Genomic DNA, 18,822 nt, shown 5'->3' with positions numbered 1-18,822 from the left:
TCAGTTAATCCTTATTAAATAAATAATTAATAAAGAGTAAATATAAATATTTTTTATATCTCCCACTTATTTTTAGGTGCTTTATAGCTTAATATTTTTTCTATTAATTCATCTACATCATCCGAAACTATCAGCATTTCAACAAAACTTTCTTTAATAAAACCTTCTTTTACACAATTTCTTAAAAATTCAATTAATTTGTCATAATAGCCATTTATATTATAAAAAGCACATGGTTTTTTATGATAACCTATTTGTGCAGATGTAATAACATCAAATATTTCATCAAAAGTTCCATAACCTCCTGGCATAGCAATAAATGCATCTGATAGTTCAGCCATCTTTTCTTTTCTTTGGTTTACTGTATCAACTTTGTATATTTTTGATATATTTTCATTTTCTAATTCTTTTGAAGATAAATCATAAGTGATAACACCTGTTACAGTATTTTTTAGCTTTAAAGATTCATTTGACATTATTCCCATAAGTCCTTGTTTTGAACCTCCATATACGATATTAATATCTTTTTGTGCTAATTTCTGCGCTAATTTTTTAGTGGCATTTTCATAAATCTCATCATTTCCAAATGCTGAACCACAATAAATTGCTATATTCATTATAATCTCTCCTTTTTATTATATGGTTTTAACATTAAAATCATTTTTGGCAATAGTAATAAATCTGCTGCTAAAACACTAATCATAACAACACCTGTTAATAGTCCAAAATAGATAGTTGGAACTAAATTTGACAGCATCAAAATAGAAAAACCAATAACTATTATGATAGTTGTATAATACATCGCATGACCTATACCTTCGTGCGCTCTTTTTATTGCATTCATGTAGTTATGGTCAAATTTATATTCTACTTCAAATCTATGAATAAAGTGAATTGTATCATCAACAGCAATTCCTAAAGCAATAGCTGCAATTGTAATAGTCATAATATCAAGTGGGATTCCAAGCCATCCCATAATTCCAAAAACTAAAGAAATAGGAATTAAATTTGAAACTATTGCTATAAAAACAATTTTTGATAATCTAAATATTAAAAAAAACATTATTGATAATACTAAAATAGATGTTCCTGCTGTTGCTATTTGTGAATTAAATAGCGATTGAAGCATATTATTATATAAAACCATTAAGTTTGATAATTTATAAGTTGTTTCTTTGTTTTTTATAATCTCTCTTAAATCTGTTTCAATTTTAGTTAAAAGTTCATTTCTTCTTAATTTTGGATTTGAATCCACTATCCTCATTGTTATTCTAGCTTCATTTGCTTCAATATTTATAAATGGAGATAAAATTAGCTTTTTATAATCATCTGGTAACTGAGTATAAAATAAAGCTAAAGTTATACCATCTAAATCTTTTCCATTATTTAGAAGTTGTCCTACTTTTAATAAAGTTGCAAGTGATTGAACTTTTCCAATTTCTGGAATAGTTTCTAAATAGTCATGAACAGCCATAATTGTTTGCATTTTATCTTGAGAAAACCAATATTGTTTATCTTCATCTTTTTGTGCAAATTCATTTTCAAAATCATCGATTTCACTTTGTTGAGTTTGACTATTTACATCTGTTTTTTCATCATCTTTAAATTTTATGATAATATCAAGAGGAGTTGTTCCTCCTAGATTTTCATCTATTACAATCATACCTTTATAAATCTCTGTTGATTGTTTAAAATAATTTATAAAACTATTTTCAACAAAAAGTTTTGAAGCACCAATTACTGAAAAAATAGTAGCTAAAATACTTATAACAATAATAGCTTTTCCATGATTTTCAACTATATATGAGCATCTATTTATAAATGAAATTTTTCTATTAGATTTATTATCAAATTCATCTTTTTTCCCAATCAGCAATAAAATAATAGGAAAAACAATAAATGAAAGTATTAATGAAATTACAATACCTATACTCATCATTAAACCTAAGTTTATAACTGGTTCAATTTTTGATAAAACTAACGAACCAAATCCAACAACTGTTGTAATAATAGCCAAGAAACAAGGCATTAATTTTGATAAAACTGTATTCATTACAAGTTTGTATTGGTTTGCATTTTTATATCTAAAATATAATTCTCTATATCTTTCTATTAAGTGAATTACAATTGACATTGTAATAATTAGTTGAAGTGCGACAAAGTTTGAGGATATAACTGTAACTTCCCAATTAAAAATTCCTAAAACTCCTCCTGTTGAAATAATAGAAATAAAACAGATTAATAAAGGAATAATTACCCATCTAATTCTTCTAAAAATGAACCATAAAATAAAAATAAAGATAATAATCAAGCTTAAACCATAAATTAGCAAATCTTTTTTTACAAAACTTACGGCATCTGATGCTATCATATTTACACCACCAAGAAATATTTTTCCCTGGCTTTCATATTTTTTTATAATATCTCTAATTTCTTGGATATTTTTACTATCATTATGTCTTGTTAAATCTCTATAAGCTTTAAACTCTAAAATAGTATTTTCTAACTCTTGCTTTTCAAGATTAGAAATAGTGTTATTTTTTTCTTTTGCTAAAAGAGCATTTCTTTTTTCTAAAAGTTCAAAATATCGTTTATCATCTTTTAAATCTAAAATTAAAGCTGTTGTTTTAAAATCACTACTTACCAAAGCATTTGAATAAATTGGTGAAGTTAAAAATTCATTTTTAACTAAAGATTTATCAAACTCTTTTGTTTCTAAAGAGTCTATTCCAGAAACTAAATCTGATATTGGGCGAATAGGAGATTGTAAAAGTGGAACAGTCAATATTGAATCGACTTTTTTGATGTTTGAAACATTTTCAAACTCTTTTGAAATCTCTTTTATAGTGTCTAAACTTTCTTCTGAAAGTAAATCTTTATTTGGTGAAAAAGTTACAATTAAGAAGTTTGAATTTTCATATCTTTTATTTACTTCTCTAAAAAACATTAAATCTTTATCATCATCTAAAAGTAAAGTTTCTGCACTTGCATCAATCTCTACTTTAGTTGCATAATAGCCTAAAATAGAGACAAATAAAGTTGAAAGAAGTAAAACAAGGAGAGGATACTTAAATATAAAAGTATCGTAGAGTTTTTTAAACATTATTGGTTCTTAAATTGTTCAAACATCTCATCAAATGTTTTTTCTTTTAAAATACCAGCGAATTGTTGTCTATAAGTTTGAATAATACTTACTCCAACTAAATCAACATCGTAAATTAACCATTCATTAGAATCTTTTGATTTATTATAAAAGTTGTAATTTATTTGATAAGTTCCATCTTTTCCTAAAAGTTCAGTTTCAAGTTGTAATCTTGTGTTATTATAAGGTTTTAGACCGATGATTTTTACTTTTTGGTCATTGTAAAGTTCAAGTTTTTCAATATATGATTTTTTTAATTTATCTTCAAAAACTTTTGAAAATTCTTTTTGTTTTTCAGGCGTTATTGAAGCCCAAGCCTCTTTTCCTAAAGCTATTTTTGCCATTAATTCATAATCAAAAACATCATCAACAATTTTTATGATATCATCACCTTTTTGTGTATTTGATTTATCTTTTTGCTGTAAAATTTCTAAAACATTATCAATCTTTTTTGTCATTTCACTTTGTATTTCATCTTCTTTTAAAGCAAAAGCATTTGATAATATTAATGTAATTAATAATAAAATTTTTGAAAAATTATATTTAATCATCTTTTATTCCTCTATTTGTTTTTGTCTAGATTGAGTATAAATATCTCTTAAAAATGGATATAAATCTAGAGCATCTTTTTTTATGATTTCATATTGATTTGGATTAAATGAGAACTCATTAACTTTATATAAAGATACAAGACCAAACTCTTCTAAAGCATTATTTGGAATTTTATATTTAAATGTATGTTCTCCCATTGTACTAGTAGGTGAGATAATTTCTCCAGCAACTAATCCAGTTAAATCTCTTAAATTTGATGGTCCTAAAAATGGTAAAACTATATGAAAACCTTCACCAACTCCGTAAAATCCTAAAGTTTGCCCAAAATCTTCTTTATGAATTTTCATATCAAGTTCATTTGTTGCAGGATCCATAAATCCTCCAAGTCCCCAGATAGTATTCATCAAAAATCGTCCTAACTCTTCACTTGCATTTTGAAATTTTAATTGTAATAAATTATTTGTAAATCTAATTGGAAAGAATAAGTTTGTAAAAAAGTTATCTATTCCTATTCTTGCAGTTTCTGGAACTACATAAGCATAACCTTTTGCAGTTGGTGTTAAAACATATATATAAAATTTATCATTAAATGATGTCATAACTCTGTTGTATCCACTAAGCGGATCAAAAACTTCTTTTGTTTTTGAAGCAAACTCTGAATCAAATTCATCTGAAATATCATTTGTATTAGCCTCATTTGCAAAACTAACAAGTGTAAATAGTAGTATAAAAATAATCTTTTTCAAATTAGAATCCTTAAAAATAAAGCTATATTATATTCAAATATTGTACAGAGAAACTTTAAAAAGGTTTTTTATAAATATATTATTACAAAATTGGTATAATTGCCAAAAATTTTAAAAATAGTTTGGAGTGATTTAATGGGTAGAGCCTTTGAATATAGAAAAGCAGCTAAGATGAAAAGATGGGGAAATATGTCAAGAGTTTTCCCAAAATTGGCGCGTGCTATTGAAGTAGCTGCAAAAACTGGTGTTCCTGATCCAGAAATGAATTCAGCTTTAAGAACTGCTATATTAAATGCAAAAGCTGAAAATATGCCAAAAGCAAATATTGATGCGGCTATAAAAAGAGCAACAGGAAAAGATTCTGCAAATTTTAGTGAAGTAAATTTTGAAGGAAAAGGACCTCACGGAGTTTTGATATTTGTTGAAACTGCAACAGATAACAATACAAGAACAGTTGCAAACATAAAAATGTATTTTAACAAAACAAATGGACAAGTTGTTCCAACTGGTTCTTTAGAATTTTTCTTTGATAGAAAAGCTATTTTTGAATTTAATAAACCAAGTAATTATGAACTTGAAGATTTAGAAATGGAATTAATAGATGCTGGACTTGAAGAACTTGAAGAAGAAGATGGTTTATGTTTAGCTTATGCAAATTATACAGATTTTGGAAATATGAATAGTAAGTTTGAAGAACTTGGTATCGCTTTAACAAAAGCTGAGTTAAAAAGAATTCCAAATAATCCTCAAGAGTTTACTGAAGCTCAACAAGAAGATATTGGAAAATTAATCGAAAAGCTTGAGGATGATGATGATGTTCAAGCTGTTTATACAAATATAGCATAATTTCTAATTTCATAAGATATAGTAAAATCTATATCTTATTGATTTATTCTTTTTTAAATTTCTCATTTTATATTTTTTTATCACTAATCCTAAACTTATTCTCAAATAAATAATTTAAAATAATAATATTAAATATAATTTAATTTGGTATGTTATATAGTACATAAAGATTAAAATATAGAAAAATCATACTATACAAGATTTTTTGAAGGAAGAATATGGATGAAATGTTAAGTTGTGAAGAATTAACATTAAAAGTGAATTCTCTCGAAAAGGAAGTGAAATTTAACAACTTTTTTCTAAAAAAGATGTTTGACATAATGCCTAGTCCAATGTTTTATAAAAACAAAAATGGAGTTTATGAACATTGTAATGATACTTTTTCTAGACTAATTTTAGGTATTCCAAAAGAGGAAATTTTAGGAAAAACGCTTTATGATTTAGGGCATGTTATACCAAAAGAGAATGCAGATGTTTATTATGAAAAAGATAAAAGTCTTTTTTTAACTGCAAAAGAGCAGTTTTATGAGGGAAAAGTAAAGTGTTCTGATGGAGTTACAAGAGATTATCATTTTTATAAATCATCTTTTGTTATTGATGGTGAAATTATTGGACTTGTTGGTTTGATGTTAGACGTAAGTGATTATAAAAAAGCACTTTTAGACTTAGATGAAAAGAATAAACTATTAAATGATTTATCAATTACAGATTCTTTAACATCTTTATATAATAGACGTTATTTTCAAGATATTTTAGAAAAAAAAGTAAATCAATTAATACGATTTAAACATCAATTCTCTTTTGCAATAATAGATGTGGATTTTTTTAAAGATTATAACGATTATTATGGACATCAAAAAGGCGATTTAGTTCTTGAAGAAATCGGAAAAACTTTAAAAAATAGTTTTTTACGTTCAACAGATTATGCTTTTAGAATAGGTGGAGAAGAGTTTGCAGTTTTATTTGATGTAAATGATTTTAAAGATGCTTCTATAATAATGGAAAGAGTTAGAAAAAAGATAGAAGATTTAAAAATTGAAGCTTCACCAAAATCAAACTACAAATATTTAACTGTATCGATTGGTTTAGGAAATATTTTAAAACTAGATATAAATACAAATCCTTCAATAATTTACCATGAAGTTGATAAACTTTTATATAAATCAAAAAAAGATGATAAAAATAGGGTAACAGTAAAGGATATTATATTTTAATTACATAATATCCTGTAAAATCTACACAAACTTCACCATCTTCTATAATTTGTGAACTTATTTTTATCGAAGCACTTTTTTTCAAAAGCAATTTATTTTTTAAATTTTCAATTTCATCTTTTGTTGGTCTTTTTGTATGGCAAATTAGCTCTTTTGTTACTGGTTTTCTATATGAGTGTTCATTTTTTATAACTACGATATTTTCACTATTAATCTCTAACTCTTTTGAAATTAAGCAACAAATGCTCCATCCTGAAATAATAGTCAATGTTGCTAAACTTCCTCCAAAAGCTGTACCTTTATCATTTATATTTTTATTTAAAGGTGCTATTGTGATTAACTCTTTTTCATCATATTTTGTGATTTTTAAATCCATAAATTTTGTTAAAGGAATCTCATTGTGTAGTTTATTTTCTAATATTTTTATCATTATTTTCTCTTTTTTTATAGATTTTAAGATTTTAAATGTACAAAAATGTAGTTAAGTAAAAATTAAAAATTATGTACAATTTTTGAACTCATTAATTTTGAAATTTAAAATCAGCAAAAAGCTTATATAGGGTTGTAACTTTTATTTACACTAATAAAAACTTGTACAATTCTTTACAAAAATTGTACATAATTATTCTTTTCTTTGTGATATAATAAATCCAACTTTCTAAAAAATATATTAAAGAGGAGATATTAAATGAGTTTATTGGAAAACTATAAAGCACATTCACAAGAAAGATTAAATGAAGGTGGATTACCAGCTTTACCTTTAACAGCTGCTCAAACTGCAGAATTAGTAGAGTTATTAAAAGCAGATAAAGTTGTAGATGCTGAGTATGCTTTAGATTTATTTAAAAATAAAATTAATCCAGGTGTTGATGATGCTGCTTATGTAAAAGCTGCATTTTTAAATGATATTGTTCAAGGTAAAGTTTCTTGTTCTGTTATTTCAAAAGTTGAAGCTATTCAAATTTTAGGAACAATGATGGGAGGATATAACGTACCACCATTAGTTGAAGCTTTAAAAATTGCTGATGTTGCTGATGCCGCTGCAGAGCAATTAAAAAATACAATTTTAGTTTATAACTCATTTAATGATGTTAAAGAGTTAATGGACAAAGGTAACGCAAAAGCTAAAGAAGTTATCGAATCTTGGGCAAATGCTGAGTGGTTTACAAATAAACCTGCACTTGAAGAAGCAATTACATTAACTGTATATAAAATTCCTGGTGAAACAAATACAGATGATTTATCTCCTGCAACTGTTGCGTTTACAAGAGCAGATATTCCATTACATGCAACTGCAATGTTACAATCAAGAATGGAAAAACCATTAGAAAAAATGGCTGAATTAAAAGCAAAAGGACATCCTTTAGCATACGTTGGTGATGTTGTTGGAACAGGTTCATCAAGAAAATCAGGTATTAACTCAGTTCAATGGCATATGGGAAGAGATATTCCAGGTGTTCCAAATAAAAGAACAGGTGGTGTTGTAATTGGTTCTATTATTGCTCCAATTTTCTTTAATACTGCAGAAGATTCAGGATGTTTACCAATTCAAGCAAATGTTGATTCTATTGATACTGGTGATGTTATTACATTAAAACCATATGCTGGTGTTATTGAAAAAGATGGAAAAGTTGTTTCTGAATTTAAATTAGCTCCAAATACATTAACAGATGAAATGAGAGCAGGTGGAAGAATTCCTTTAATTATTGGAAAAGGTTTAACTGCAAAAGCTAGAGCAGCATTAGGATTAGGTGCTTCAACTGCATTTATTGCTCCTGAACAACCAGCTAACAACGGTAAAGGTTATACTCAAGCACAAAAAATGGTTGGAAAAGCTTGTGGTGTTGAAGGTGTTAAACCTGGTATGTATGTTGAACCAATTGCAACTACTGTTGGATCACAAGATACAACTGGACCAATGACAAGAGATGAGATTAAAGAACTTGCAGCATTATCTTTTGGTGCTGATATGGTTATGCAATCATTCTGTCATACAGCTGCTTATCCAAAACCAGCAGACATTAAATTAAGACACACTTTACCAGATTTCATCAACTCAAGAGGTGGAGTTACACTTAAGCCAGGTGATGGTGTTATTCACTCATGGTTAAATAGATTATGTTTACCAGATACAGTAGGAACTGGTGGAGATTCTCATACAAGATTCCCAATTGGTATCTCATTCCCAGCTGGTTCAGGTCTTATAGCATTCGCAGGTGTTACAGGTATGATGCCTTTAACTATGCCAGAATCTGTATTAGTTAAATTCTCTGGAAAAATGCAACCAGGTATTACTTTAAGAGATTTAGTAAATGCAATTCCATATTATGCAATTAAACAAGGATTATTAACAGTTCCTAAGAAAAATAAAAAGAATATTTTTGCTGGAACAATCATTGAAATTCAAGGTTTACCAGACTTAAAAGTTGAGCAAGCATTCGAATTATCTGATGCATCTGCTGAAAGATCAGCTGCGGCTTGTTCTGTTCAATTAAATAAAGAACCAATTATTGAATATTTATCTTCAAACATTGCTTTAATTGAAAAAATGATTGAAGAAGGTTACGAAGACGCTAAAACTTTACAAAGAAGAGCTGATAAAATGAAAGAGTGGATTAAAAACCCTCAATTATTAGAGCCAGACGCTGATGCTGAATATTTAGCTACAATTGAAATTAACTTAGATGAAATTAAAGAGCCAATCTTAGCTTGTCCAAACGATCCAGATGATGTTGCTACTTTATCTGAAATTTTAGCTGATGATAACAGACCTAAAAAAATTGAAGAAGTATTTGTTGGTTCTTGTATGACAAATATTGGATTATTTAGAGCTTTAGGAGAAGTATTAAAAGGTGAGGGTGTTGCTAAAGCAAAACTATGGGTTGCACCTCCAACTAAAATGGATGAAGCTCAATTAACTGAAGAGGGATACTATGCTACATTTGCAGCTGCTGGTGCTAGAATAGAAATTCCAGGTTGTTCATTATGTATGGGTAACCAAGCTCAAGTTGGACAAGGTTCTATCGTATTCTCTACAAGTACAAGAAACTTTGATAACAGATTAGGAAAAGATTCTAAAGTTTATTTAGGTTCTGCTGAAGTTGCTGCTGTTGCTGCACTTTTAGGAAGATTACCATCTGTTGCTGAATATATGGAAATCGTTTCTAAAAAAATAAATGAATCAAACAAAGATGGTGTTTATAAATACTTAAACTTCCACCAAGTTTCTTCAGATTATTTAACTACTTTAGTATCTTCAAGATAATTTTAAAGCTTAGGAATTTTCCTAAGCTTTTTTCTTCATATTATTATTCACTTTTAATCTAATCTAATGTAACATATAAGCTAGACAAATTTTTATTAAGGAAAAAACATTTCTAGTTCTAAAGAAAATAAAAAAAATACAATAATAGAAAATGCGTTAAAGCTTTTTTCTCAAAAAGGTTTTTATAATACAACTATTCCTGATATTGCAAAAGCTATGCAAATGAGCGTAGGAAATATGTACAATTATTTTGCTTCAAAGGAAGAACTTGCAAAATTTGCAATAAAATATTCAACAAATATTCTAGCTGATGAATTAAGAAAGATTAATAATTTAGATATATCTTCAAAAGAAAAGATTTATATTTTTGTAAAAAAGTATTTAGAAAATGTTCAGAAATCTCCAGAGGTAATTGAGTATTTTTTAAGAGTTTATTTATCAAATAGAGAAGTTTTTAAACAAGGTTGTGAAGGTTTTTTATGTGTTGGAGAATTTGTAACGGAAGTTATGATATTACTTGATGATGGAGCTCAAAAAAAAGAGTTTAGAGAGCAAGAATTTTTTCCTGCTTTTGCTATGATTATGGGATGTTTGGGTGGCTTTGCTTTTTTAAGTGGAGAAAATGTACTTGATAAAGATATATTAAGTTATTCAGATGCTGTTGCTGATAATATCTATCGAGCACTAAAATATGAAGAGTGAAAAAAATCCAACTATTGTTTGGTTTCAAGCCATTACTTGTAATGGCAATACTCACTCTTTATTAAGTTCAAATACAACTAAATTTGAACTTTTTTTAAATAATTTTAATTTTATTTATCATCCAAGTCTTACAATCGACAAATCTTTAGAAGATATTTTAAATGAAGATAAAGAGATAGATTTTTTACTAATTGAAGGTTCTATTTCTTCTAATGATTTTATTTTCTCAATATCAGATACTTCAACTAAAAATATTTTAGAAAAGCTTTCTTTTAAAGCAAAATATATTATTTCAGTTGGTTCTTGTGCTTCTTTTGGAGGTATTCATAAAAAATTTACTCAAAATAGTGATATTTGTAGTGTTGAAGAAGCTCTTGATATTAAAGAATTACCAAATTTAAGACATCAAATTATAAATCTTTCAGGTTGTCCTGTTCACCCTGAATGGATATTTCAAACACTTAATTCTTTAAAGGTGTATAAAAAAATATCTTTAGATGAATTTGGAAGACCAAAAGAATTATATAGCACTTTGGCTCATCATGGCTGTACAAGAAATGAGTATTTTGAATGGAAAGTTGAAGGTGAATTTGGACAAAAAGAGGGCTGTTTGTTCTATAATCAAGGGTGTCGTGCTCCTATGACTCACAGTTCTTGTAATAAAATTTTATGGAATGAAGTTAGTTCTAAAACAAGAGCAGGTGTTCCTTGTGTAGGGTGTACTGAAAATGATTTTCCAAGAACAGATATGTTAGAAACTAAAAAAAACATAGGAATTCCGCAAGATATACCTGTTGGTATTTCAAAAAGAGCATATCTAAGTATTAGTGGAGTTGCAAAAACTTTTAAAATAGATAGACTTCATAAAAAGTTAATGGAATAAAGATGAAAACAGTAAACTTAGTTGAAAGAATTGAAGGTGAAGCAAAACTAAATTGCTCTTGGAAAAATGGAATAATTATAGATTCAAGAATTGATTTTTTAAATTTTAGAGGATTTGAATATATTTTAGAAGATAAATCACCTTTAGATGCTTTAGTTTACACACCTAGGATTTGTGGTATTTGTGGACAAGCTCATTTAAATGCTGCTGTTGAAGTTTTAGAAAAAGCTTATGAAAATATAGATGAAAAATTAGAAATAACTCCTAAAGCAAAACTTTTAAGACAAATAGGTTTAAATATTGAGATGATTGATTCTCATATAAAATGGTTTTATATGTTTATTTTACCTGATATTATAAAACTAAATTCAAATGATTTAAATATTTATGAACCACTAAAAGGTAAAAAATGGCTTGAAGCTTGTAAAGTTGCAAGTGAAACAATAAAAGCTTTAGCAATTATTGCAGGGCAATGGCCTCATAGTTCATATATGATTCCTGGTGGAGTAATGAGTGATCCAACAAAAATGGATTTAATAAATATGCAAAACTATCTTCAAATAGCAATAAATTTTTTTGAAGATAGTATTGTTAATACTTCTTTGGATAATTATCTTTCTTTTACAAGTGTTGATAATTTTGAAAAAATTGGTGGAGATTTGAAACTTTTTAAAGATCTTGCATTTAAATATGAGTTACAAAATTATGGGAAGTCTTATAATAGATTTATATCTTTATCTGAAACGAATTTATTTAAAAAAGGAAGATTTTCATCAAAAGTTATAAATAAAATTGATTTATCAAAAATTTTAGAAAATAGTGATTCTACTTTTACTTTAAGTGGAGATAATACTCAAAAACACACTTGGAGTAAAAACGTTACTTATGATGATGCTTTTTTTGAAACAGGACCGCTTGCTAGAGCAATTATAAGTAATAGAAAATTTATAAAAGATATTCATAAAAATTTTGATGATAGCGCATTTACTAGAGTTTTAGCAAGACTTGATGAATTAGCTTTTTTATTAGAAGATACAAAAAATCTTATATCAAAAGTTAATACAAAAGAGGCTTCTTTTATAAAACCTAAAATTTCTTTAAATAAAATAGATAAAGTTGAAGCAGTGAGTGCTGTTGAGGCTACAAGAGGTTCTTTGTATCATAAAATAGATATTGAAAAAGGAAAAATCAAACTTTATGATGTAATTACTCCAACTGTTTGGAATTTAGGTCCTTCTAATAAAAAAGAACAAGGTATTGCTCAAAAAGCAATTATTGGAACATCATCAATAGATATTGCAAAAATTATTCTTAGAAGTTTTGATGTCTGTTCTGTTTGTACCACTCACTAAAATATAAAAAAGTGTATATTTGTAACAAAGTTAAAAAAAACTTAATCAACTGAACTCTTATATAAAAATAGAACAAAACAATATTACTAATCCTAAAAAATCATCTATCTAAGCTTATAAAAAAATTAATGCTATTTTTCTGCTATTTTTTAGCAAAAAAAGTTAAGTAAAACTTAAGTTTCTAGTTGATAATTTACAATTAGTGAATGAATATTTATTTAAGGAATAAAAGAATGAATGACTCAATAGATATGGTAAAAAAAGTTTTTACCCAAAAATCAGGCAGAGTTGAAACAAATAAAGGAGAAGTTTATTACAACTCTTTATTTGAAAAAGCAAAACAAAGGTTAAAAGCTTTAAGAGAGCAAGAACCACTTAAAGATATCGATATGATGGATATCATTGAGAGTGAAGGTGTAAATAGAAGAGATTTTATGAAGTGGGTTAGTGCAACAACTGCTACACTTATGCTTCCTCCTATGTTTGCTCCACTTGTTGCAGAAGCGACTGAACTTATGAATAGAGTTCCTGTTATCTGGATTGAGTTACAAGACTGTGCTGGAAACTCTGAAGCACTTTTAAGAAGTAGTGCTCCAACAGTTGATGATTTATTATTTGATGTTTTAAGTTTAGAGTTCCACGAAACACTTCAAGCAGCAGCAGGACATGATGCTGATAAACAACTTGAAGAAGCAGTTGAACACTTTAAAGGTAAATATTTACTTTTTGTTGAAGGTGCAATTCCTATGAAAATGAATGGTCAATATGGAACAATTGGTGCAATGGGAGAAACTTTCCACGAACATTTAATGAGAATGTCAAAAGATGCAGCAGCTGTTGTTGCAGTTGGAACATGTGCTACTTTCGGAGGAGTTCCAGCAGCTGCTCCAAATCCAACTGGTGCAGTTGGAGTTATGGATTTAGTAAAAGGAAAACCTGTTATTAATATTCCTGCCTGTCCTGCAAACCCAGCAAATATGGTTGGAGTTGTACTTCATTATGTTTTAACTGGTCAAGTTCCTGAACTTGATTCTTTATTAAGACCTAAATTTGCATTTGGATATAGAATTCATGATAACTGTGAAAGAAGAGCTCACTTTGATGCTGGAGAGTTTGTAGAAGAGTGGGGAGATGAAGGTGCTAAAAACAACTGGTGTTTATATAAAGTTGGTTGTAAAGGACCAATGACATTTAATAACTGTTCAATTATTAGATATAACGAAGGTACAAACTGGCCAGTTGGTGTTGGAAGAGGATGTATTGGATGTTCTGAACCAGATTTCTGGGATAAATATGCTTATGAAAGACCAATGGCAAATGCAAAAATCAAAGCACCAACTGGTGGAGTTGAAAAAACTGTTGATGAGTTTGGTCTAGGATTATTAACAGCAACAGCTGTTGGTATTGGTGTTCATGCTGTGGCAAGTGTTATTGCTGGTAAAAAATCAAATGAGGGAGAAGAAAAATAATGGCAAAAAAACATTTAGTAATAGATCCAATTACAAGAATTGAGGGACATCTTAGAATTGAAGCAATCATAGATGAAAACAATGTTGTAACTGATGCTTATTCTTCTTCTACTATGTTTAGAGGAATCGAAGAGATATTAAAAGGAAGAGATCCAAGAGACTGTGGTTTACTTGCAATGAGAATTTGTGGAGTTTGTACAGGGACTCACTATCAAAGAAGTATCGAAGCAGTTGAACATGCGTTTAAAATTACAATTCCTAAAAATGCAAGATTAGTAAGAAATCTTATTCAAGGTGCTTTATATTTACATGATCATATCGTTCACTTCTATCATTTACATGCACTTGATTGGGTTGATATCACTGAAGCCTTAAAAGCAGACCCTAAAAAAACAGTAGCTGAAGCTCAAAAATGGGCAAGTGTTTCTGGTCAAAGAGCTTGGAATGCAAGTGAAGATGTTTATGCAGCTGTTCAAGAAAGAGTTACAAAATATGTAAAACAAGGAAGACTTGGAGTATTTGGAAATGCTTATTGGGGAAGTAAAGGTTTTAAACTTACTCCTGAACAAAATTTAATAGGACTTTCTCACTATTTAGATGCACTTGAATTACAAAGAGATTTAGCAAAAATGATGGCTATTTTTGGTGGTAAAAATCCACATCCACAATCTTTTGTTGTTGGTGGAGTTACATGTGTTCAAGATATTAAAAATCCTGCAAGAATTGCTGAATTTAAACAAATCCTTAAAAAAGGAAGAAAGTTTACAAAAGAAGCATATTTAAGTGATGTTTATATGGCAGGAACAATGTATGCTGGTGAAGCTTTAGAAGGAATTGGAGGAGGTATAGGAAACTATATGTCTTATGGTGATTTTAGACTTGATGATACTCCATTTTATGAATCAGCTAAACTTTTCCCTTCAGGAATTGTAAAAAACAAAGATTTATCAAAAGTTTTTGAAATTGACCAAACAAAAATAACTGAAGATGTAACTCATGCTTGGTATGAAGGAAATACAAATCTTCACCCATTTGATGGTGTTACAAAACCAAATTATACAGGGTTTGGAAAAAAAGAGAATAATATTGCATATTTAGATACAGATAAGAAATACTCTTGGATTAAATCACCACTTTATGATGATGAAAGAATGGAAGTTGGACCACTTGCAAGGATGATAGTTGGTGTTGCTTCTAAAGATGAAAGAATCTCTAAATATGTAACAACATTCTTAAAAAATGGAAACTTACCAGTTCAAGTTTTATTCTCAACAGTTGGAAGAACAGCTGCAAGGGCAATTGAAACTGAACTTATGGCTGATGTTATGATGGAATGGGTTGATGAGTTAGCTTCAAATGTTGCTCATGGGGATTTATCAACTTGGACAGAATTTAATTTTGATACAGTTTCAAAAGATGCTCAAGGATTTGGTATGGCTGAAGCTCCAAGAGGAGGTTTAGGACATTGGGTAAAAATAAAAGATGGAAAAGTAGCTAATTATCAAGCTGTTGTTCCTTCAACTTGGAATGCTGCTCCAAGAGATTATAAAGGAAGACTTGGTGCTTATGAGTCATCTTTAATAGGCACAAAAGTAGCAAATCCAGATCAGCCACTAGAAATTTTAAGAACTATTCATAGTTTTGACCCTTGTATTGCTTGTGCGGTACATATTATTGATACAAATGGAAAAGAGTTAGGTGTTTATAAAGTAGATCCAATTGGAGGAACAAGCCGTGCCTAAAATGAAAAAGGTTGAGAGAATGACTCCAATCATGCGAACGATTCACTGGGGGAATGCGATTTGTATGGTTGTTGCAGTCATAACTGGTTTATATATAGGTCATCCATATTATCAAAGCTTTATCGCTGACCCAGCAGTGGACAAATATGTGATGGCATGGAATCGATGGGGGCATTTTATTGCTGCAATTATTTTTGATGTTACAGCAATTTTAATTGGTTATTTATATCTATTTTCAAAATTTGATAAACCATATAAAAAGGTACTTCCTACAAAAAAGAACTTTATTGAATTTTGTGAAGTTTTCTTTAACTTAATGACATTTAATAGAAGAAAAAAATTTAGTTCAGAACATAGTGATAGTTATAACATTATGTTTTTTACAGTTTTTCACTTATTATTGGTATTTATGTTGTTTACAGGGCTTCAATTATATGTTCATGGATTAGCATCAGGAAATAGTTCTATTGGATCTTGGTGGCCTTGGATGTTACACTTTGCTACTGATTGGACAAATGTTTTATTTGGTGGAAATATGGGAGTTAGAATTGCTCATCATACATCTATGTATTTAATCTTAGTTTGGGTAATGTGTCATATCTATTATCAAATTTGGAGAACAATTTTCTGGCAAGAAAGTGATATCGCAATCGTATTTGGTGGTTACAAATACGTAAAAGAAGAAGATAAAAAAGAAGAAAAATAGTTTAAAATTAGGCTTTTGCCTAATTTTAAAAACTTCTTTATGAGTTTTTTAATTTAACTTATAAAAAAGTTTTTAAAAGGGTGTGTTTATGAAAAAAAATATTATAGTTGGTGTAGGGAATATGCTCTTTAAAGATGAAGGTATAGGAATTTATGCTAGTGAATATATAAGACAAAACTATGAATTTGATGATGAAAATTTAGAAATAATTGATGGTGGAACTTTAGGTTTTAAATTAATGGCATATTTTCAAGAGTATGATAATGTTATTATTTTAGATACTGTTTCGATTGAAGATACAGCTGGAAGTATTTATAGACTTCCAAGTGAAGTTCTTTTAGGACTTGGAAATTATAGAAAAACAGCTCATGAAGTTGAAATAGTTGAAATGTTGGAAATAGTTTCTGTTTTAGACTCTCATGCAAATGTTACAATTATGGGAATAATCCCTGAAGATATAATAAGTGTAGAAATAGGTCTTACAAAAAAAATGGAAGAAAAATTTGAGGAATATATTTTAAATATTATAAAAGAAATCGAATCTTTAGGAATAAAATCAAAAAAAATCAATAATATAGCTATAAAAGATATTGTAAAAAATATAATAGGTAGCTATAATGGCGAACATTTAAATAGAATTCCAAATGAGGAAGATTTCACGCATGCAATTAATATATAAAATAGAGTTCAACACTACAAATTTATATTTTAAATATATAATAGAAACTTTGATAAATGAAGCACAAATAAGTGCTTCATGTAAACAGTATAAAGATTTTATTCTAATCATTTTTAATGATGAAGAAAAAAATATAGAAAATTTTTTTTTACTTTTAGAAAAAAAGCTTCCAATGTCAATTTTTATATCAAACTCTTATGTAGTTGATAGTTATGATGAAACTTTAGAAGAGATAGAAAACTTTAATATCAAACAAAATCTTACTTTACTTACAAATGATTCAATTGTAAAAATCATAAGAGAAAATCAAATAGATTTTTTTAATGATATTGAAAAAATCAAAAATGGTGGAGTTTCTCGATTTGAAACTCATAATGGTCTAAAAAGGTTATTTTTACCAAATAAAATAAAAAGAGAAGAGTTTGAAAATAAAGGTTATGAAGTAAAACTTTTAATAAATGATGTAACAAAACTTGATGAACTTTTTGATTTAAATATGAGAGATTTTCAGCTTTTATGTTCTATTGAAAGACCATTGATAAAGTTAAAATTCAAACCTTTAAAAAATGCAAATAAAGAGTTTAGCTCAACAAAATTTATTTATGCAAAAATTCCTGATGATAAAGAGACAGTTTTATTTGCAAAAGCACTAAAAGAAAATGGATTTAATTATCTTTTATATGTAAATGATGATGTATATCAAGATGGACTAAAAGTTACATATAATAAAGAACAAAATATCATCATCTCAGGAAATAAAGGACTTTTCCCTAAATATGATTTTGTTTCAAGAAAAAAATTCAACTCTTCAAAAGAGTATTTTAATGAATTTGGCGGAGTTTACAAAGCAACTTTAGCTCAAAGTGCAAAAAGATTAGAACCTAGCGTTGGTGTATATTTTTCTTCAACTACTAAAAGTAGTTCGATTAGTTTAAATATTCCTACAAAAGGACAAAAAGAAGTTATTGTTATTCCAAATATTCGAAATAGCATTACAAATTGTTTTGATGAAATTTCAACTATTGATGAACATTGTTCAAGATTGATTACTAATTTTATTAGAAAATATCCAGAAGTTGTATCAGCAATTGTACCTACAAATGCAAAAGGTTTTGAATCTATTGTAAATATTTGTGCAAAAGTTTTAGGTTTAAATAATGCAAAAGAGTTTGAAGATTTAGCTCTTGATACAAACTTAAAAAGTGGTATTCAAATAGATATGAAACTTATAAAAGTTAATAAATTAAATGTTTTAGATTATAGAAAAACAATTCAATCTATGATGTCTTATAAAATGGCAAATGTTGATAATCAAACTTTGGCATATTCATTTTATGAGAGTTTGAGTGAATTTATCTGCAATTATTCAGATGAAATTGCAAAAGAGATAAAAGCAAAAGATATTGTTTTATGTGGAAATATGTTTGCAAATTCTATTTTGTTATCAAAAACACTTAAAACTTTGAGTAAAAACTATAATATTATTCTTCCAATAGAATATCCTTTAGACTACTAATCATATTT

The 18,822-nt window shown here is 27.9% G+C and carries 16 protein-coding genes; 11 read left to right on the top strand and 5 right to left on the bottom strand.

Annotated features, from left to right (window positions below):
- Positions 1-53 precede the first annotated feature (53 nt).
- From CKV87_RS07225 to CKV87_RS07210, 4 genes are read right to left on the bottom strand one after another with little or no spacing between them, the layout of a single operon-like run.
- The gene (locus CKV87_RS07225) at positions 54-617 is read right to left on the bottom strand and encodes an LOG family protein (RefSeq protein WP_012013099.1); all 564 of its coding nucleotides are present in this window, start codon (positions 615-617) and stop codon (positions 54-56) included.
- The gene (locus tag CKV87_RS07220; RefSeq protein WP_012013098.1) at positions 617-3,103 is read right to left on the bottom strand and encodes an efflux RND transporter permease subunit; all 2,487 of its coding nucleotides are present in this window, start codon (positions 3,101-3,103) and stop codon (positions 617-619) included. The genes CKV87_RS07225 and CKV87_RS07220 overlap by 1 nt, the downstream gene beginning before the upstream one ends.
- Positions 3,103-3,693: a Tgt2/MlaC family protein gene (locus CKV87_RS07215; RefSeq protein ID WP_004509675.1), complete on the bottom strand. Its 591-nt coding sequence runs from the start codon at positions 3,691-3,693 to the stop codon at positions 3,103-3,105. Before CKV87_RS07215 ends, CKV87_RS07220 begins: the two co-directional genes overlap by 1 nt.
- Before the next feature lie 3 nt (positions 3,694-3,696).
- Positions 3,697-4,440, bottom strand: coding sequence for an MlaA family lipoprotein (locus CKV87_RS07210; protein ID WP_012013097.1), 744 nt, complete (start codon positions 4,438-4,440; stop codon positions 3,697-3,699).
- Between the two features lie 135 nt (positions 4,441-4,575).
- On the opposite strand from CKV87_RS07210, the gene CKV87_RS07205 reads away from it, so the two are divergent.
- Positions 4,576-5,286 (top strand): YebC/PmpR family DNA-binding transcriptional regulator, encoded by a 711-nt coding sequence (locus CKV87_RS07205; protein WP_014468944.1) that lies wholly within the window; start codon positions 4,576-4,578, stop codon positions 5,284-5,286.
- Positions 5,287-5,504: 218 nt separating this feature from the next.
- Positions 5,505-6,500 (top strand): GGDEF domain-containing protein, encoded by a 996-nt coding sequence (locus CKV87_RS07200; RefSeq protein ID WP_012013095.1) that lies wholly within the window; start codon positions 5,505-5,507, stop codon positions 6,498-6,500.
- On the opposite strand, the gene CKV87_RS07195 is transcribed toward CKV87_RS07200, so the two are convergent.
- Entirely contained in the window at positions 6,490-6,930 is a 441-nt protein-coding gene (locus CKV87_RS07195; RefSeq protein WP_012013094.1) for a thioesterase domain-containing protein, read from the bottom strand. The two genes, CKV87_RS07200 and CKV87_RS07195, sit on opposite strands and share 11 nt — an antisense overlap.
- Positions 6,931-7,188: 258 nt before the next feature.
- Here CKV87_RS07195 and CKV87_RS07190 point away from each other — a divergent pair, with 258 nt between their 5' ends.
- The 9 genes from CKV87_RS07190 to CKV87_RS07150 all read left to right on the top strand — a co-directional run bounded on the left by CKV87_RS07190 (position 7,189) and on the right by CKV87_RS07150 (position 18,814).
- On the top strand, positions 7,189-9,765 hold the full coding sequence (locus CKV87_RS07190; protein ID WP_004509670.1) for a bifunctional aconitate hydratase 2/2-methylisocitrate dehydratase: 2,577 nt from the start codon (positions 7,189-7,191) through the stop codon (positions 9,763-9,765).
- Between the two features lie 108 nt (positions 9,766-9,873).
- Complete coding sequence (locus CKV87_RS07185; RefSeq protein WP_080504838.1) at positions 9,874-10,467, top strand: TetR/AcrR family transcriptional regulator; 594 nt, start codon at positions 9,874-9,876, stop codon at positions 10,465-10,467.
- Positions 10,457-11,350, top strand: coding sequence for an NADH-quinone oxidoreductase subunit B family protein (locus CKV87_RS07180; RefSeq protein ID WP_012013092.1), 894 nt, complete (start codon positions 10,457-10,459; stop codon positions 11,348-11,350). Before CKV87_RS07185 ends, CKV87_RS07180 begins: the two co-directional genes overlap by 11 nt.
- Positions 11,351-11,352: 2 nt before the next feature.
- Positions 11,353-12,702 carry a nickel-dependent hydrogenase large subunit gene (locus CKV87_RS07175; protein WP_012013091.1) on the top strand — a complete coding sequence of 450 codons (1,350 nt, stop codon included), beginning with the start codon at positions 11,353-11,355 and terminating at the stop codon, positions 12,700-12,702.
- A 233-nt stretch (positions 12,703-12,935) separates the two neighbouring features.
- The gene (locus CKV87_RS07170) at positions 12,936-14,171 is read left to right on the top strand and encodes a hydrogenase small subunit (protein WP_012013090.1); all 1,236 of its coding nucleotides are present in this window, start codon (positions 12,936-12,938) and stop codon (positions 14,169-14,171) included.
- On the top strand, positions 14,171-15,913 hold the full coding sequence (locus tag CKV87_RS07165; RefSeq protein ID WP_012013089.1) for a nickel-dependent hydrogenase large subunit: 1,743 nt from the start codon (positions 14,171-14,173) through the stop codon (positions 15,911-15,913). The genes CKV87_RS07170 and CKV87_RS07165 overlap by 1 nt, the downstream gene beginning before the upstream one ends.
- Positions 15,914-15,932: 19 nt before the next feature.
- A complete protein-coding gene (locus tag CKV87_RS07160) occupies positions 15,933-16,619 on the top strand; it encodes a cytochrome b/b6 domain-containing protein (protein WP_014468936.1) in 687 nt (228 codons plus the stop codon).
- Positions 16,620-16,707: 88 nt separating this feature from the next.
- Entirely contained in the window at positions 16,708-17,298 is a 591-nt protein-coding gene (locus CKV87_RS07155; RefSeq protein ID WP_004509663.1) for a HyaD/HybD family hydrogenase maturation endopeptidase, read from the top strand.
- Entirely contained in the window at positions 17,282-18,814 is a 1,533-nt protein-coding gene (locus tag CKV87_RS07150) for a Kae1-like domain-containing protein (RefSeq protein WP_041644948.1), read from the top strand. The genes CKV87_RS07155 and CKV87_RS07150 overlap by 17 nt, the downstream gene beginning before the upstream one ends.
- The last annotated feature ends 8 nt before the right edge of the window (positions 18,815-18,822 follow it).

This window comes from Aliarcobacter butzleri (genome assembly GCF_900187115.1).
Taxonomy (GTDB): Bacteria; Campylobacterota; Campylobacteria; order Campylobacterales; family Arcobacteraceae; genus Aliarcobacter; species Aliarcobacter butzleri.
Note: the sequence above shows the minus strand (reverse complement) of the source record. Positions and strands in the feature narration are given on the sequence as shown.